General features: G+C 32.8%; 12 protein-coding genes and 2 pseudogenes. 8 read left to right on the top strand and 6 right to left on the bottom strand.

From position 1 onward, the window contains the following. Positions 1-26: 26 nt before the first annotated feature. Positions 27-1625 (bottom strand): CTP synthase, encoded by a 1599-nt coding sequence (gene pyrG, locus DLK05_RS10840; protein ID WP_127344028.1) that lies wholly within the window; start codon positions 1623-1625, stop codon positions 27-29. 236 nt (positions 1626-1861) lie between these two features. After that, positions 1862-3829, bottom strand: coding sequence for a DUF349 domain-containing protein (locus DLK05_RS10835; protein WP_127344027.1), 1968 nt, complete (start codon positions 3827-3829; stop codon positions 1862-1864). 508 nt (positions 3830-4337) lie between these two features. Here DLK05_RS10835 and trmD point away from each other — a divergent pair. Next, a complete protein-coding gene (trmD, locus tag DLK05_RS10830) occupies positions 4338-5015 on the top strand; it encodes a tRNA (guanosine(37)-N1)-methyltransferase TrmD (protein ID WP_127344026.1) in 678 nt (225 codons plus the stop codon). Between the two features lie 48 nt (positions 5016-5063). Here trmD and DLK05_RS18055 read toward each other — a convergent pair whose 3' ends face one another. Both DLK05_RS18055 and DLK05_RS18050 read right to left on the bottom strand, forming a co-directional pair. Then, a complete protein-coding gene (locus DLK05_RS18055) occupies positions 5064-5225 on the bottom strand; it encodes a rubredoxin-like domain-containing protein (RefSeq protein ID WP_369073572.1) in 162 nt (53 codons plus the stop codon). Between the two features lie 57 nt (positions 5226-5282). After that, positions 5283-5592, bottom strand: a pseudogene (locus DLK05_RS18050) (rubrerythrin family protein); the annotation flags it as partial. Between the two features lie 488 nt (positions 5593-6080). On the opposite strand from DLK05_RS18050, the gene dapB reads away from it, so the two are divergent. The 3 genes from dapB (at position 6081) to DLK05_RS10810 (ending at position 9019) form a co-directional block, all read left to right on the top strand. Beyond that, positions 6081-6794 (top strand): 4-hydroxy-tetrahydrodipicolinate reductase, encoded by a 714-nt coding sequence (gene dapB / locus DLK05_RS10820; RefSeq protein WP_127344025.1) that lies wholly within the window; start codon positions 6081-6083, stop codon positions 6792-6794. Positions 6795-6843: 49 nt separating this feature from the next. Beyond that, positions 6844-8232, top strand: a complete 1389-nt coding sequence (lepB, locus tag DLK05_RS10815; RefSeq protein ID WP_127344024.1) for a signal peptidase I — start codon at positions 6844-6846, stop codon at positions 8230-8232. A gap of 139 nt (positions 8233-8371) precedes the next feature. Beyond that, the gene (locus DLK05_RS10810; protein WP_127344023.1) at positions 8372-9019 is read left to right on the top strand and encodes a WbqC family protein; all 648 of its coding nucleotides are present in this window, start codon (positions 8372-8374) and stop codon (positions 9017-9019) included. On the opposite strand, the gene DLK05_RS10805 is transcribed toward DLK05_RS10810, so the two are convergent. Next, positions 9008-9442: an NUDIX domain-containing protein gene (locus tag DLK05_RS10805; protein WP_127344022.1), complete on the bottom strand. Its 435-nt coding sequence runs from the start codon at positions 9440-9442 to the stop codon at positions 9008-9010. The two genes, DLK05_RS10810 and DLK05_RS10805, sit on opposite strands and share 12 nt — an antisense overlap. Positions 9443-9463: 21 nt before the next feature. Beyond that, the gene (locus DLK05_RS10800; protein WP_127344021.1) at positions 9464-10258 is read right to left on the bottom strand and encodes a C40 family peptidase; all 795 of its coding nucleotides are present in this window, start codon (positions 10256-10258) and stop codon (positions 9464-9466) included. Between the two features lie 189 nt (positions 10259-10447). On the opposite strand from DLK05_RS10800, the gene DLK05_RS10795 reads away from it, so the two are divergent. From DLK05_RS10795 to DLK05_RS10780, 4 genes and pseudogenes are all read left to right on the top strand, one after another. Next, a complete protein-coding gene (locus DLK05_RS10795; protein WP_127344020.1) occupies positions 10448-12577 on the top strand; it encodes an HD family phosphohydrolase in 2130 nt (709 codons plus the stop codon). A gap of 360 nt (positions 12578-12937) precedes the next feature. After that, complete coding sequence (locus DLK05_RS10790) at positions 12938-14593, top strand: Zn-dependent hydrolase (RefSeq protein WP_127344019.1); 1656 nt, start codon at positions 12938-12940, stop codon at positions 14591-14593. Between the two features lie 148 nt (positions 14594-14741). Then, a pseudogene (locus DLK05_RS10785) lies at positions 14742-15785 on the top strand (TonB-dependent receptor domain-containing protein); the annotation flags it as partial. Positions 15786-15896: 111 nt separating this feature from the next. Continuing rightward, a complete protein-coding gene (locus tag DLK05_RS10780; protein ID WP_127344017.1) occupies positions 15897-16619 on the top strand; it encodes a hypothetical protein in 723 nt (240 codons plus the stop codon). The last annotated feature ends 74 nt before the right edge of the window (positions 16620-16693 follow it).

Below are 16693 nucleotides of genomic sequence, written 5' to 3'. Positions count from 1 at the left end.
ATTTCTTTGATGTTTTTTCTAGTGCTCTATTCCATGGTTTGTTTTACAAACTCTACAAACAATGGATGTGGTTTGATAACTGTACTCTTGTACTCTGGATGGAATTGAACTCCTACAAACCATTTGTGACCTTCTAATTCTACTATCTCAACCAATCCGGTATCAGAATTCATCCCCATTGCCTTTAAACCTGCGGACTCAAATTGCTCTAAATACTCGTTATTGAATTCGTAACGGTGACGGTGGCGCTCCGAAATCTCTTTTTGCCCGTAGGCAGTCATTGCTTTCGAGCCATCCTTTAAAGTACAATCATATGCACCTAATCTCATGGTACCACCTTTTTCGGTAACATTTTTTTGCTCTTCCATCAGGTTGATAACAGCATACGGCGTTTTTGGATTCATTTCCAAAGAATCTGCATCTTCTAATTTCAGTACATTTCTTGCAAATTCAATCACCGCAATCTGCATACCTAAGCAAATTCCTAAATATGGGATATTATTTTCGCGTGCAAACTTTGCAGCTAATATCTTTCCTTCAATTCCTCTATGTCCAAATCCTGGTGCAACCAGAATTCCTTTTAAATCCTTTAATTGATCCTGATAATTGCTATCGGTCAACTTTTCGGAATGAACCCATTGAATATTCACCTTGCACTCATTCACAGATCCTGCATGAATAAATGATTCGGCAATAGACTTATATGCATCGTGTAATTCAACGTATTTACCAACCAAACCAATTGTAACTTCGGTTTTTGGATGTTGCAGGCGTGTTAAAAATTTAGTCCATTCCTTTAACTTAGGTTCCTTATTTAATGGCAATCCTAATTTTTCACACACGGTGGAATCTAATTTCTCCTCCCGCATTTTTAAAGGAACCTCATAAATGGTAGATACATCAATAGACTCAATAACAGCCTTAGGCTCTACATTACAGAAAAGTGCAACTTTACGGCGAACATCTGCAGTCAATTCATGTTCGGTACGTAGTACCAAAACTTCTGGTTGCACACCAGTTTCCAATAAAGACTTTACAGAATGCTGAGTTGGTTTTGTTTTCAATTCTCCTGAAGCCGCCAAATATGGCACCAATGTCAAATGAATTACAAGTGCATCATGTCCCAGTTCCCATTTCAACTGGCGAACGGCCTCAATATATGGTAAAGACTCAATATCACCAACGGTACCTCCTATCTCTGTAATCACCACATCAAACTTTTGTTTACTTCCCAAAAGTTTAATATTCCTTTTGATTTCGTCGGTAATATGAGGTATAATTTGAACTGTTTTTCCTAAATAATCTCCTTTTCGTTCCTTATTAATAACATTACGGTATATTCTACCAGTAGTAACATTATTAGCCTGAGAGGTTGGAATGTTGGTAAAACGCTCGTAATGCCCTAAATCCAAATCTGTCTCTGCACCATCATCGGTAACAAAGCATTCGCCATGCTCATATGGATTTAAAGTTCCTGGATCTACATTTAGATAAGGGTCTAATTTTTGGTTCGTTACTGAGTATCCTCTGGCCTGAAGTAATTTAGCCAAAGATGATGCAATAATTCCTTTTCCCAATGAGGAGGTTACCCCGCCTGTTACAAAGATGTATTTGGTGTTTGACACTTTCTTGAACGTTTTATGGATTATTAAAACTGCAAAAGTAGTCAAATTATAGATTTATAAGAAACAATTTCCATGTTTCAAAAGATCTATAAGTCAATTTGAGAATATTTATTTACAGGATCAGATTATTAACATCCACAAGCTTAACATTTAGCCTATCCAACCAAACAATTTCACCTGCAAAAAAGGGGACATTTTATAAGAATATCCCCTTTGTAATTTCAACCAATAATCAACTAAACCAAACTATCAATCACCAATAGCTTTTGGTTTAAAATATTTAAATTCTCCTTTCCCCTTTCAATCTTTTGTTCTATATCTTTCACAACAGTAGAATTCTTTGAGGAGGAAAAGAAACCTATATTATTTTCCCAAAGGGAGATGTCGCTTTCCAATTGTTTTATTTTAGTTACAATCTTATTCCTTTCGTTGATAATCTTATCTTCGGAGTGATCCATTGACAGAAAAGAATCAATTTTAGATCTGAATTTTTGAACCTCCAAATTTTCATTATCTAAATTCATTTTTTCATAAAGAGAATTTATTGCTTTTCTGAAATCGACTTGAATCTTATCTTTTTTCTTAAAAGGAACATGCCCAATTTCTGACCATTCTTTTTGAAAAGATCTGATTGCAGACAAGTTGATCTCATTGTCTTCGGATAATTCATAAGTATTTACCTTATCGATAAGATCCTGTTTTAAATTCAGGTTCACCACATAATCCGAATCTACATTATCGTAGTGTTCCGCCTTGTTATTAAAGAATTTATCACAGGCAGCTCTAAATCTCAACCATAATTCTTCGGATACTTTTCGAGGTACAGGTCCGGTTTTTTTCCATTGCTTTTGTATCGCAATTAATTTTTCTGTAGTCTCCTTCCAATCTGTACTATCCTGTAATTCTTCAGCCGTAACACAAAGGCTGGTTTTTTTGACCAAATTTTCATTCAGCACATCCTTTAGCTGCAAATAATAATCCCGCTTACGGTTGAAATACAAATCGCAGGCAGCACGAAATCTTTGGTATATCCGGTTATTATCTTTTTTGGGAGCAAAACCAATGGTTCTCCACTCCTTTTGCAAATCAATTATTTGCTTTGAAGTGGTATTCCAATCTTTATGAGAACCAATTTCTGCATTCGCAATCGCTTCTGCTTTCTCGCAAAGCACTTCTTTTTGTTCTAGATTTTTCTTTTGATCGGATTTTAAATTCTCATAAAACCCCTGATGTTTTCGGTTAATTATAGTTGTAGCACTTTTAAATCTTGTCCAAAGATCTTCTTTTTGTTCCCTGGGTACCGGTCCAATTTCACGCCATTGTTCATGATGTTTTTGGAGTGTATTAAAAGCTTTTACTACCGAAGGTTCGTCAATTAGCTTTTCCGCTTCCTCACATAAACGAATCTTTAAAGCCAGATTCTTCTTCAAATCTAAATCCCGTAACTCCTTATTTATCTTGATATAATCATAGAAATTCTCAACATGATGATGGTAGGTATCCCACATATTCTTTAAAGCTTGTTGTGGTACCATACCTATTTCATGCCATTTTTTTTGTAGTTCTCTAAATTCATGAAATGTTTTATCGAAAGCCTCTTCCCGATGAACCAAATCCTTTATTCCCTCTATAATCTTGTATTTCTCCTGAAGATTCGATTCTTTTTCCTGTTCTAAATTTCTACTTATCTGCGATCTGCGATCTTTAAATTTTTGGAGCAGTTCCTTCATTTTTACTTGTAATTCATCCCCGCCAATTTCAAAATCCTTCTCAGCCCCACCATCTGCAATAAATTTAGCTTTTGCACTTGCAATTTCCTCCCGGTTCTTTTTATAGAAATTTTGCTTTATCAACTCAACGCGATCTTTTAATCCTGACAAAGATTTATTTTCGAGAATTAACACCATTCGATCCACCAACTCACTTTTCTTCATAGAAGCGTAATTCGGCTCCTCCTGAAGTTTAGAAACAGCATCTGTTACCGGTGGTTCTGCATTCTTAGACGGTGTCTTTTCTTCTTTGGCTTCTTCCCCACCTGATACAGAATCAACAACTTCCTCTTCTACATGGGACAATTCATCATGGTCTGGAGGTGTTTCATTTTTAATTTCGATTTTTTGAGAACCAGTAGACTCTTGTTGTGTTTCTAAATTTTCATTCAACTCATTCTCTGGTGAGGGTTTAGTTAGATCTCGTGCGTCCATACAATCTGGATTAGTTTGGGTTATCTATTCAAAAGAAAAACCGCGTTAGCAATACAATTGTGATAAAAACTCTAATCACTACTCTTACGAATTTAACTAATTATGTGCTAATCCTCAAAGATTTTCCACAAATTTCCATCCCTTTAAAACATTAGTGGTTTTGCAGGGAATTACCTTTCCTAATTATGGCTTAAGAAATTCGGAAACTATATTTAACACTTCCTCCTCCATTGCCACTTATTCTGATAATTGAAATTAACTAAAAATGCATATCAAAACATCCATCAGCCACTATTATTTCACGTCACAACCGCTAGAACAATATGTTTTTCCAACACAAAACACTTCTTTTACTCTCTTAAACGAACCATTCCATGAATCGGAGCAAACATACCTGCACTTTATTTGAAAAATTATTCTTTATCCCTATTTGTTCCTGTTTATAAACCTTACATTATTTTCTTGCAAGACAACAAACGGATATTTACTTTTACACAAAATTTAAAAAATGAGAATCGATATTCTAACAGTTGTTCCGGAATTACTGGAAAGCCCACTTAATCACTCCATCATTCAAAGAGCAAAAGACAAAGGTGTTGTAGAGATACATATTCACAACATTCGTGATTTTTCTGAGGATAAATATAAAAGGGTTGATGATTACGCCTTTAGCGGTGGGGCTGGGATGGTGATGCGTTTAGAACCAATTGTTAAAGCAATTGAGTCGTTAACCAATGAGAGAGAATATGATGAAATTATTTTCACAACTCCTGATGGGGAACAATTCAATCAAAAAAGTGCAAATACCTTATCTCTAAAAAAGAATATAATTATTCTTTGTGGTCACTATAAAGGAATCGATCAACGAATTAGGGATCATTTTATTACAAAAGAAATTTCTATTGGTGATTTCGTTCTTACTGGTGGTGAACTAGCTGCTGCAATAATCACCGATAGTGTTGTTCGGCTACTTCCTGGTGCCATGAGTGATGAAACATCTGCTCTTACTGATTCTTTTCAGGATGATTTATTATCGCCTCCTATCTATACAAGACCTGCAATTTTCAGAGGATGGAAAGTACCTGATATTTTATTATCCGGAAATCACAAGAAAATTGAAAAATGGCAGGAAGATCAAGCTTACAAAAGAACAAAAAAATTACGCCCGGATTTGCTTGACGAATAAAATCAAAAAAGGAGCGAACCTATTGTAATCGCTCCTCTATTCTAAATTTTAATAGTTACTTGGCTTTTTCTCAAAATATGCATGCGGATGCTGACAGGCAGGACAATTCTTAGGAGCTTTTTTACCTTTATGTACATAACCGCATTTTCGGCAATACCACTCCTCTTTTTCCTCCGACTCAAAAACGAAATTATCCTCAATATTTTTCAACAACTTAAGATATCTTTCCTCATGAACCTGTTCAACTTTGGCAATTAATTTAAAAGCAGAAGCAACTTTAACAAAGCCTTCTTCCTGTGCTATTCTTTCAAACTCAGGATATAATTCTGTATATTCCTCATTTTCTCCACTTGCCGCAGCTTTTAAATTTTCTGCTGTAGTTCCTACCATTCCTGCTGGATATGTAGCTGTACATTTCCACATCTCCTCCTTCCAAAAAACTGAAGAAACGCTTTGCATGTTGCATTTCCTGCTCTGCAGTCTCTAAAAATAAAGCTGCAATTTGTTCATAACCTTCTTTTTTCGCCTGCTTTGCAAAATTAGGTATACCTTCCTCTGGCTTGTGATTCTCCGGCAAAAGCCTTTAACAAATTCTTTTCTGTTCTAGAACCCTTTATACTTTTCTCCATTGTTTATATTATGTTTTTTTTGATTAATTTCTAATACGAATATCCGCATTTTTTTTGAGATAAAATAAGCACAATTCAATAAGATTTATTCCTATTTTATATTCAGTAAAAAAAACCAAAGCAATCAATTTCCTTATTATTACTTCCCTGCAATACTTATAGTAATGTCATTATAAGTTGTTCTAAAATCCATACATGGACATTCGGAATCTAAAAAATAAATATATACCAACAGAATATTTAAAGACCATCCATAAATCAAAATTAACTTATTTTAAAATAATCCTATATCCTTATTGTCATCAGATTTACTATTTTTGCACAGGGCTAACAGTAAATTCTTGTTAAGAAAAATAGTTTCTTATTGAATTTTTAATGTTAGAAAGCCACCACCCGGTAAAAAATATTTATTGGGTTGACCTTTTCAATAAAAAAAATGAGAATAGCATTAATTGGATATGGAAAAATGGGCAAAGCAATCGAGCAAATTGCCATTTCCAGAGGACATAGAATTGACTTAATTATTGATCAGAACAATCAAGAAGATCTCTGTAAAGAGAACTTAAAGAATATTGATGTAGCCATTGAGTTTACGAATCCTCAATCTGCTCTAAATAATTATCAGACTTGTTTTGATGCGAATATCCCTATTGTTTCCGGTACCACCGGTTGGCTCGAACACCTTCCTGAAGTCCAATTAAAATGCGAAAATGGAAGTGGATTTTTCTATGCTTCCAACTACAGTCTTGGTGTTAATTTGTTTTTTGAGCTAAACAAGAAATTAACAGAATTAATGGCTCCATTTAAGGAATATAATATAGATATGGAAGAAATCCACCATATTCACAAATTAGATTCTCCCAGCGGTACAGCAATTACATTGGCCGAAGGAATTATTAAAAATCACCCCATTAAGGAACTATGGATTGAAGGAATGAGTTCAGAAGCTAAAGAGGTGAGTATTTATTCTAAGCGTCATGGATCTGTTCCGGGAACCCATACCATAACTTGGCATTCTGAAGTGGATCAAATAAGCATCCAACATCAAGCGTATAGTAGAAAAGGTTTTGCTTTAGGAGCTGTTCTTGCTGCAGAATTTATGCCGAAGAAACAAGGCTTTTTTGGAATGAAAGATCTGCTAAATTTATGAGAAAGTACATATCAAACAAGAAATTATCTAATCATTTAAAACGCATTAAATGAAACAAATATTAAAAAATAAATGGTTTAAGTTTTCAACAACCTTAATCTGCTATTTACTAATGATGCTTTGGATTGGCAATTATTGGCTAATTCTTGGTATTCCTGTTCTGTACGATATTTATATCAGTAAAAAAGTACATTGGGCATTTTGGAAAAAGAAAGGTGTAAAAAAACAAAGTGCTACAGTAGAATGGATTGATGCAATAATTTTTGCTGTAATAGCCGCCACAATTATTAGAATGTTTTTTATTGAAGCATACACTATTCCTACATCGTCAATGGAAAAGTCTTTACTGGTTGGAGATTATTTATTCGTTAGTAAAGTGGCTTATGGACCAACCATACCAAATACACCTTTATCATTTCCTTTTGCACATCATACGCTTCCAGGAACCAAATACACAAAATCTTATTTAGAATGGATCGAATGGCCATACAAAAGGCTTGCTGGTTTTGGAGATATCAAAAGAAATGATGTTGTAGTTTTTAATTTCCCTGCTGGAGATACCATTGTAGTAGGAAATGAAAATCCAGATTACTACTCCCAACTTCGAGGATATTCTTATCTTTTTAAAGAGGATGACATGAAGAAAGGCAGAAGTTTACAATCTCCAAAAGCATATACTGATATGGCTCGAAAATATATTAGTAGCCATAATGAAATTAGAACCCGTCCGGTAGATAAGCAGGAAAATTACATTAAGCGATGTGTTGGTACTCCGGGAGATACTCTGTTATGTGTAGATGGACAAATGTATATTAATGGAAAAATACAGGAGAAAATCGATCAAATGCAATACAATTATATTGTCCGCACAAATGGTACTTTAATCAATCCTCGCAAGTTGGACGAATTGCATATTGCAAAAGAAGATCGTATCAGAAAAGGTTCTGAATATAGTTTGCCATTGACGAATGAGAAAGTAGAACAACTTAAGAAAATGAGTAATGTAATATCCATTATCCGCAGAAACTCAAGCCTTGGTGTTGCTGAGGATGTTTTTCCATTCAGTAATCAGCTTAACTGGAATCGTGATAATTTTGGACCTTTTTCAATTCCTAAAAAAGGACAGACTGTAGATTTAAATCTTAAAAATCTCCCATTTTATGAAAGAGTGATTCATGCTTATGAAAAAAATAATTTGGCAGTTAAAGATTCTGTTATATATATCAATGGAGCTCCAGCCAAGACGTATACCTTTAAAATGAATTACTACTGGATGATGGGAGACAATCGCCATATGTCTGCAGACTCAAGATACTGGGGATTTGTTCCTGAAGATCATGTGGTAGGTAAGGCTTCCTTTATTTGGCTATCGCTTGATAAGGATAAGTCATTTCTGAGTAAAATAAGATGGAATCGAATTTTTAAATGGATCCATTAATAGTTCCTTTTTAATTATATTTGAGTGGTATAGAAAATTACCATTGTAAATATTAAAATATAGAATTAAAGACACCTGGCAGGTGTCTTTTTTCTTCTACTCAATTTTTGTAGTTTCGCAGTTGTTAGCAAAAAATCAAATGGAAGACTTAAAAGGAATACTCTCGACAGCTTATTTTGCACCAATTCAGTATTATTGTAAGCTGATTCAATTTCCAGAAACATTAATTGAACAATGGGAACACTATCCAAAACAATCCTATAGAAATCGTTGCAATATATATGGTGCAAATGGTGTGATAGCTTTATCAGTACCCGTAGTTAAAGCAACAAACAAAAAAGTCTTATTGCGCGATGTAAAAATCTCATACGACACCAACTGGCAAAAGCTCCATTGGAAAGGAATTGAGGCTGCCTATAAGTCATCTCCTTTTTATGAATTCTACATTGATGATTTGGCACAATTCTTTCATCAAAAATGGAATTCCTTATTGGAATTTAATCTGGCTATTCAAGATGAAATTTGTAGTCTGATTGAATTGGATTCAAACTATAAACTAACCAATGATTTTATCGAAATAAACATTCAAAATAGTAATGATTTTCGCTATTCAATTCATCCCAAAACATCAAAAACTGAAGAAGATACCTTCTTTATTCCAAGAGAATATACTCAAGTATTTAGTGAGAAGTTAGGCTTTGAAGGCAATCTTAGTATTCTGGATTTAATTTTCAATTTAGGGCCAGATAGCAGTTCCTACTTGCAGTCGTGTATATCAAAATTGTAGATAATCTAATAAATCACTCAATATCTTTTGATGATCAAAGGCCAATTCGGGTAAATGATTCAAAGGAATCCAATCTGCCTTTAGAGCATCATCCTCTCCCTTTACTATGGGTAGATTTTCAGATTCCAATATAGCATAATATACAACAGAAACGGTTCTTCCGCGAGGATCACGATCAGGTTTTCCATAAGTTTTGAACTGACAAAGTGCCAGCCCTTCGAAACCTGTTTCTTCCTTTAATTCGCGATAAGCAGCGGCATCAATATCCTCGTCAATATCTACAAATCCCCCAGGAAATGCCCACAATTTTTGAAAAGGTGGATTTGCTCTTTGAATTAATAGAATGTGATATATGGATTTAATCTTGCAAAAAATAGCGCAATCGACTGTTAATGCAGGTCTGGGATATTTGTAGGTAAACATCTTCTTTCTTGTATAAATAATTTAATCCTGAATAATTCTTTTAATCACCCTTAATTTATGAGTATATCTTTTTGTATCAGTGTTAAAAATCCCCTGATGATCCACATTATCAATACGTACCTTACCTGACGCATGAATAATTTTATGCCGATCCCAAATGATTCCTACATGAGTAATTTGACCATCTTGATTATCAAAAAAGGCCAAATCTCCAGGCAGAGCTTCTTCCACAAAAGTTAATGGCTCTCCTTTTAAAACTTGCTGATTGGCATCTCGTGGTAAAGAAACCCCATTAAGCTTATAAACAATTTGAACTAAACCAGAACAATCAATCCCATAAGGAGTTCTTCCTCCCCACAAATAGGGTGCATTAAAATATTTTAAAGCGGACTCCACAATAGAATCCCGAACTTGTTTTTCATCACTATTTTCAGCCACATTTCCCTGATAAAAATACTTCTTCTCCCCAATCCTAAAAGACTTTTCCTCCAAATCACAAAATGGGAAGGAACTACCTGGAACAATTAACTTATTGGAATAATCCTTATCCTGAAATACCAAATTGAAAGTATCGTTTGCAACAACAGGTAATTTCGCACATAAATGCTTGAACAAGCCTTCCTCAATAGGTGTTATCATTTTTAAATCTACCCAGCCTTCATAATTATCAAATGCCAAATGTATCCGAGCCCAATTATCGATAATTTCACAGATTTCGAAATGTTCTCCGAATAAAATTTGAGATAACATTTCACTCTTTTCCTCAGGTTCTTTTCGTACCGGGATAATACTTAGATCAGAAATTCCATAATTCATCGATAAATTGGCTTTGTGTTAATTTGAAATCAAATATAAAAAATACAATTATGTTTTCAAATCAAGTTAGATAAATTAAATTCAAAATAAGTGATATAAAAAAATGAAATATTTATATTACGCCACAGGTTAATCATTTAATTTTATGCAAATAATTTTATACCCATTGCATTCAAAAATAATTAAGAAATGAGCAAATATTTTAGATGGATTCGTCAAAATTCAAATAACATTTTCAACTTCCTGATAACTACTGCCACAGTAATCTTGATAACAATGTTATTCCCAAATATTGGTAATTTCAAATATGAATACCAAAAAGGAAAACCATGGATGCACGAAACACTCATAGCTCCTTTCGATTTCTCAATTCTAAAAACAAACAAAGAATTAAAACAGGAACAAGATAGCATCTTATTACAATTCAGTCCTTTTTTCAAAGAAGACACATCAATTTACCCAAATAAGATGAAAAAGTTTGAATCCATTTTCAATAAAAAATGGAAAAAATTCACGAAATCATCTCCCTTTTTAAAGTTAAACTATTCAAGTAAAAGAACTGAAGCAGAAAGAATATTATGCCATAACTTTCTTAAAACAAATTTAAAAAGCATCTATCAGATTGGAATTGCTGATTTTCAAAACGACCAAAAATCTTTAGGAGCTGACTTACCTAAAAATATCAATAAATCAGTAAATAATGTAAACGAACTTGTTAAAACAGAAAACATATATACGACTCAAAGTGCCTACGAATTTTTAATTAAGGAATTAAAAAACACCTACCCTACCAAGGCCTTTCAAGGTTTTATTCAAAATCTGAATCTAGATTCAGATTTGAGCCCAAACCTTTTTTACGATGCCAACATGTCGGAACAAGTAAAAAGTAGCCAACTTGCGAACATTTCTCTTACAAAAGGACTCATTGAGTCCGGAACAAGAATAGTTTTGGTGGGGGATATTATTGATGATAATACATTTCTGATTTTAGAATCACTAAAAAAGGAGTATGAAAGTATATTAGGTTCTTCGCAAAGCCATTATATGATTGTAGGTGGACAAAGTCTTTTAATCATTTCTTGTATTATTTTATTGTTACTTTATCTAAGAAATTTTAGAAGAAAGATTCTGCACGACCTAAAGAAAATGACCTTTCTCTTTCTTCTGGTAATTATATTTGTAGGTATAACCTCACTTGTTCTTAGGTTTCCCAAAATTAATGTCTATATAATTCCCTTTGCACTTATTCCTATTGTTGTACGAACGTTGATGGATAGTCGTACAGCACTGTTTGTTTTCATCGTAACGATATTGATATCTGGCTTTTTAGCACCTAATAGCTTTGAGTTTGTATTTCTCCAATTAGCTGCTGGAATTATGGCTATTTATAGCTTACCTAGGTTGGAAAGAAGAGGACAACTTGTATTAACAGGTGTTATTACATTTCTCACTTATAGTGTTGTTTATTTTGCTTTTGCACTTACTCAAGAAGGTAGTATTAAAGAAATTCAATGGAGTAATTTTATGTGGTTTCCAATTAATGGTTTATTGCTCACCTTTTCCTATTCTTTAATCTATATTTTTGAAAAACTATTTGGTTTTCTTTCAGATGTTACGCTAATCGAATTGTCTAATCAAAATCATCCTTTACTAAGACAATTAACCCAGCATTCTCCTGGAACTTTTCAACATTGTTTGCAGGTTGCAAATCTAGCCGAAGCTGCAATTAACCAAATTGGAGGCAATCCACTTTTAGTAAGAACTGGTGCTTTATATCACGATATTGGTAAAATGAAACATCCTGAATATTTTATTGAAAATCAGCTTTCCAATTCCAATCCTCATGACAAATTGGAATTTGATAAAAGCGCTCAAATAATTACTGATCACGTAAAATATGGAGTTAAGATTGCGAAGAAACACAAACTACCACAGCAAATTATTGATTTCATAGAGACTCATCATGGTGCAGGTAAAGTGATGTATTTCTATACTTCATTTAAAAACAAATATCCGGAAAAAGAAATTGATGAGGAAAAATTCACCTACCCAGGGCCAGATCCATTCACTAAAGAAACAGCAGTTCTAATGATGGCCGATGGCATTGAAGCGGCATCCAGAACCCTAAAAGAAAAAACACCGCAAACCATAAGAGATTTGGTTGAAAATATGATCGATAAACAAATTCGTGAAGATAGATTTGCGAATGCTGATATCACTTTTAAAAATATAAATCAAATAAAGGACATATTTACGAATGCTCTGATTAATGTATATCATGCACGTATAGAATATCCAAAAGAAAAAACTCAACTATAATAGTCACCAAGAAATTTTCTTTAGTACCAATAAGGCAATAATATGCACTTCATCGTATTTTTTTTTATAAAACTCGCCTTTAAAAATTTTAAATTCTGACTTATAACATTCATTCTACTGATAGGGCTGCCAACAAAATTTCAAATACACATAGCTTTTCTACATCTATTCTGAAGGCTATTCATCAGTGAAAATAATGTTTTTTTAGAGCAATGGAGTACATTTTTTTTCCAGATCTATTTTTTGTAACTTATAAAATGAGATGTTTTAATATCAATAAATAAGTTCGACACTTAATGTAAGAATAATCCAAGTTTTATTCCTGACAACTAGTTAATCTAACTTCAAAACCCATCTATTATGATACGAAACTCCATTTTTTTATTTGGCTTAGCCGCATTGATTGCTGTAGCTTTTTCCTGTCAGCCTGAAGCGAAGCAACGAAAGTCGAAAAATTACGACTCTGTCATGCAACGGAAATTAGCCAATTACGCAGAAGTTAAACTTTCTGCCGATTTAAGTAAACTATCTCCTCAACAAATCAAGCTATTCGCACAATTGGTCGAAGCTGCTAATGCTATAGATGAAATCTACTGGCGGCAAGCTTATGGTGTTAAGGCTTATTTATTAAATGATATTTCCGATCCGGACATGAAAAAATATGCCATGATCAATTATGGCCCTTGGGATCGTTTGGATGGATTTACTCCTTTCACGGATGACTTTCCTCCACGACCTTTAGGAGTGGGATTCTTTCCAAGAGATTTCAATCAGGAAGAATTCTTTGCATTAAAAAATGATGCAAAATTTAGCCCTTATACCATGATTACCAGGGATGCCAATGATAAACTGAACGTAGTTCCATACCATATTGAATTTGCTGATGAATTAAAGGAAGCAGCTAAACACCTAAAAGCTGCCGCAATGTTAACCAAATCAAATGAATTTAAGGCCTATCTTCTTCAAAGAGCTGAAGATCTTCTTAACGATAATTTCGATAAAAGTGACCAACTTTGGATGGATTTAAAAGATGTAGATTTAGACTTCATCGCTGGACCTATTGTAAATACGGAAGATCACTTAATCTGGACTAAATATTCTTACGGTGCCATGATTCTATTAAAGAATAAAGAATGGACAAAAAACGTAGAAAAATATTCTTTACTTCTTCCGTTCTTACAAAAAAACCTTCCGGTTAGTGATGAATTTAAACAGGAATCACCTGAAAATTCAGCTGATATAATTATTTACGATGTACTATATAATTCGGGTTATTGTAATGCAGGAAATAAACTAATTGGACTGAATTTACCAATAGGAGATAATCTTATCAAATGCGGAACTAGAAAATTACATTTTAAGAATGTAATGCAAGCTAAATTTGAACAAATATTAACTCCTATCACTAATATCGTAATAGAAGAAAAACAAAAAAAACATGTTAAATTCAAGTCTTTTTTTCAAAACACAGTTTTTTATGAGATTAGCAATGGTTTGGGTATTACACAAACTATCAATAATAAAGGCAGCGTAAAAGAAGCACTAAAAGATCATTACAATGTGATCTCAGAATTAAAAAATGATGTATTAAGGATGTTTTTATTAGGCAAACTACTCGATATGCGTGAATTGAAAGACACTGATTTAATGGACAACTATGTAACCTATATGGCGGATGTATTCAGATCTATCAGATTTGGAGTTACCGACTCACAAGGTGTAGCTAATATGATAAGGTTTTACTACTTTGAAGAAAATGAAGCTTTTAAATACAATCCACGAACAAGAACCTACTCTGTTAATTTCTATAAAATGAAGAAAGCAATTGAATCATTATCTAAATTAGTTCTGGAGATTGAAGGTAATGGAGATTATGAAGCAGCTGACAATTTAATAAAAGACAAGGGATATATTCGAAACAATCTACTTCAGGATTTATATAAAATTCAAAGAGCAAAAATCCCTAAAGATTTGGTTTATGATCAGGGAGAAAAGGAAATAATAACTCAAAATTAAAAAACTATTCTCATCTCATATAAAGGCATCAGAAATGATGCCTTTTTTCATTCTCAAGTTGAGATATTAATCATATATTTGAAATAAATTAAAATTATAGAGGTCAGTAGATAAATTAAATAAAAATTGTTCTCTCTTTTATGGAGCAGAATGGACTCATAACTTCCTAAAATCAAAAGGATTTGAAAATAATATTTCTTCAAATGTACGAGAAGAAATCTCCAGTCGTTATCCCTATGGATCAACGTATTTGAGTTTTGCACTATACTCAAATTTCAAATGGTTGTTAAATCCTGTTTGGATAATAAATTCAGGAATTAGATATTCCCAAAGCTGGATTAATGCAAAGCTAAATACTAGCTTTTATCCTTTTCCTTTTGATAATTTAAATCTTTCTAATGGAGCACTAACCGGAGCTATTGGCGTTACTCATCAACTATCAAACAAATTGAATTCTACAACAGGCTTTCGTGCACCTAATATAGATGATGTAGGCAAAGTATTCGATTCTGAACCTGGCAAAGTTATTGTTCCTAATAAAGATCTAAAACCGGAGTATGTTTATAATTTAGAAGGAGATATTAGTAAAACATTCTTTAACCAATTATTTCTGGATGTAAATATCTTTTATTCCTATTTAGATCAGGCAATGGTAAGGGAGGAGTTTACTTTTAACAGTAAAAATACAATTCTATATGATGGCGAATTGAGTGAAGTACAAGCACTAGTAAATGAAGATAATACTAAAATTTATGGGACTAGTTTTCAGGCCATTTTAAAAATTTCAGATAAATTAAATGCTTCTTCTTTTATTAATTCTACTCAAGGAAAATACAAAAATGGAAGTCCTGTTCGCCATGTTCCTCCAATTTTTGGCAACTTTATACTAAAATTTAAATCTCAAAAATTCACATCAAGATTAACAATGCAATTTAACGGCCATATTAATTATAAAAATTTAGCCGACTCAGAACGAGGTAAAGCCTATTTATATGCCAAAAATTCAAATGACCTACCGTATTCTCCCTCTTGGACAATTCTAAACACAAGTGTTTCCTATCAATTTAAACACCATGTTCATCTTCAATTTACCATAGAAAACCTCCTAAACAAACGCTACAGACCTTACTCTTCGGGAATATGCGCTGCAGGAAGGAATATAATAGCATCACTAACCTACAAAATAAAATAGTAATAGATAGATTATCAAGCTTTAATAAAAATGGGAGGAGGCTATAATATTAAAATAAATTCCTTAAATTTAAATTATTCTATGAGTAAATCGAATTAATATTTATTTATTATGAAAACTAAACATTATTTATTATTCCTTTTTGTATTGATTTATTGTAATTCTTTTGGGCAACATACTCCCCAAAAATTATATAATAATTTAAATTTATACGACCCTGCAGTAGTGAAAAAATACAATGATATGGTTATCAGTAAGAAAATGTCGAATACTGATATCGAGCAAATAACAGGAACTCCCTACCTTTCTAAAAATTTTGAGAAAGGTAATATCATTACAAAAGATAGTACTCTGTATAGTGGAATTTATTTGCGGTACAATGCCTATGAAGATATAATGGAATTTAAAAAAGATTCGTTTGCTCTCGAGATATCAAATAAATTTCCAATAAAACAACTATCTATTAAAGGTATTGTTTATGAAAAAAAGGTATTCAAGTACGACAATTCCCAAAAAATTGGTTATTTTGAAAGGCTTGAAAAAGGATCTATCAATTTATATGCTCGAAAAACAATCGCCTATATTAAAGCTAAACCCTCTAGAGGCTATCAAGATGCAAGACCTGCAGAATTTAAGAAGAATAAAACGGAATTTTTTCTTACTAAGGGAGAAACTCCAAATGTTAGCTTCATTGCCAATAAATCTACACTCATAAATCTTTTAGGTGAAGAGAAAAAGCAAATTAGTAATTATATAAAATCCAACAGATTAAATATTAAGAAAGAATGCGATTTGCGTAAGATAATTACCTACTATAATTATTTAAAAAAATAAAGTACTGCAATTTAAAACTAGAATATAAACAAATTTGAGGAATTATTTCCACTTCATTTTACATCCTCTTAATT

It is taken from the genome of Ancylomarina longa (assembly GCF_003996985.1).
GTDB classification, from domain to species: Bacteria; Bacteroidota; Bacteroidia; order Bacteroidales; family Marinifilaceae; genus Ancylomarina_A; species Ancylomarina_A longa.
Note: the sequence above shows the minus strand (reverse complement) of the source record. Positions and strands in the feature narration are given on the sequence as shown.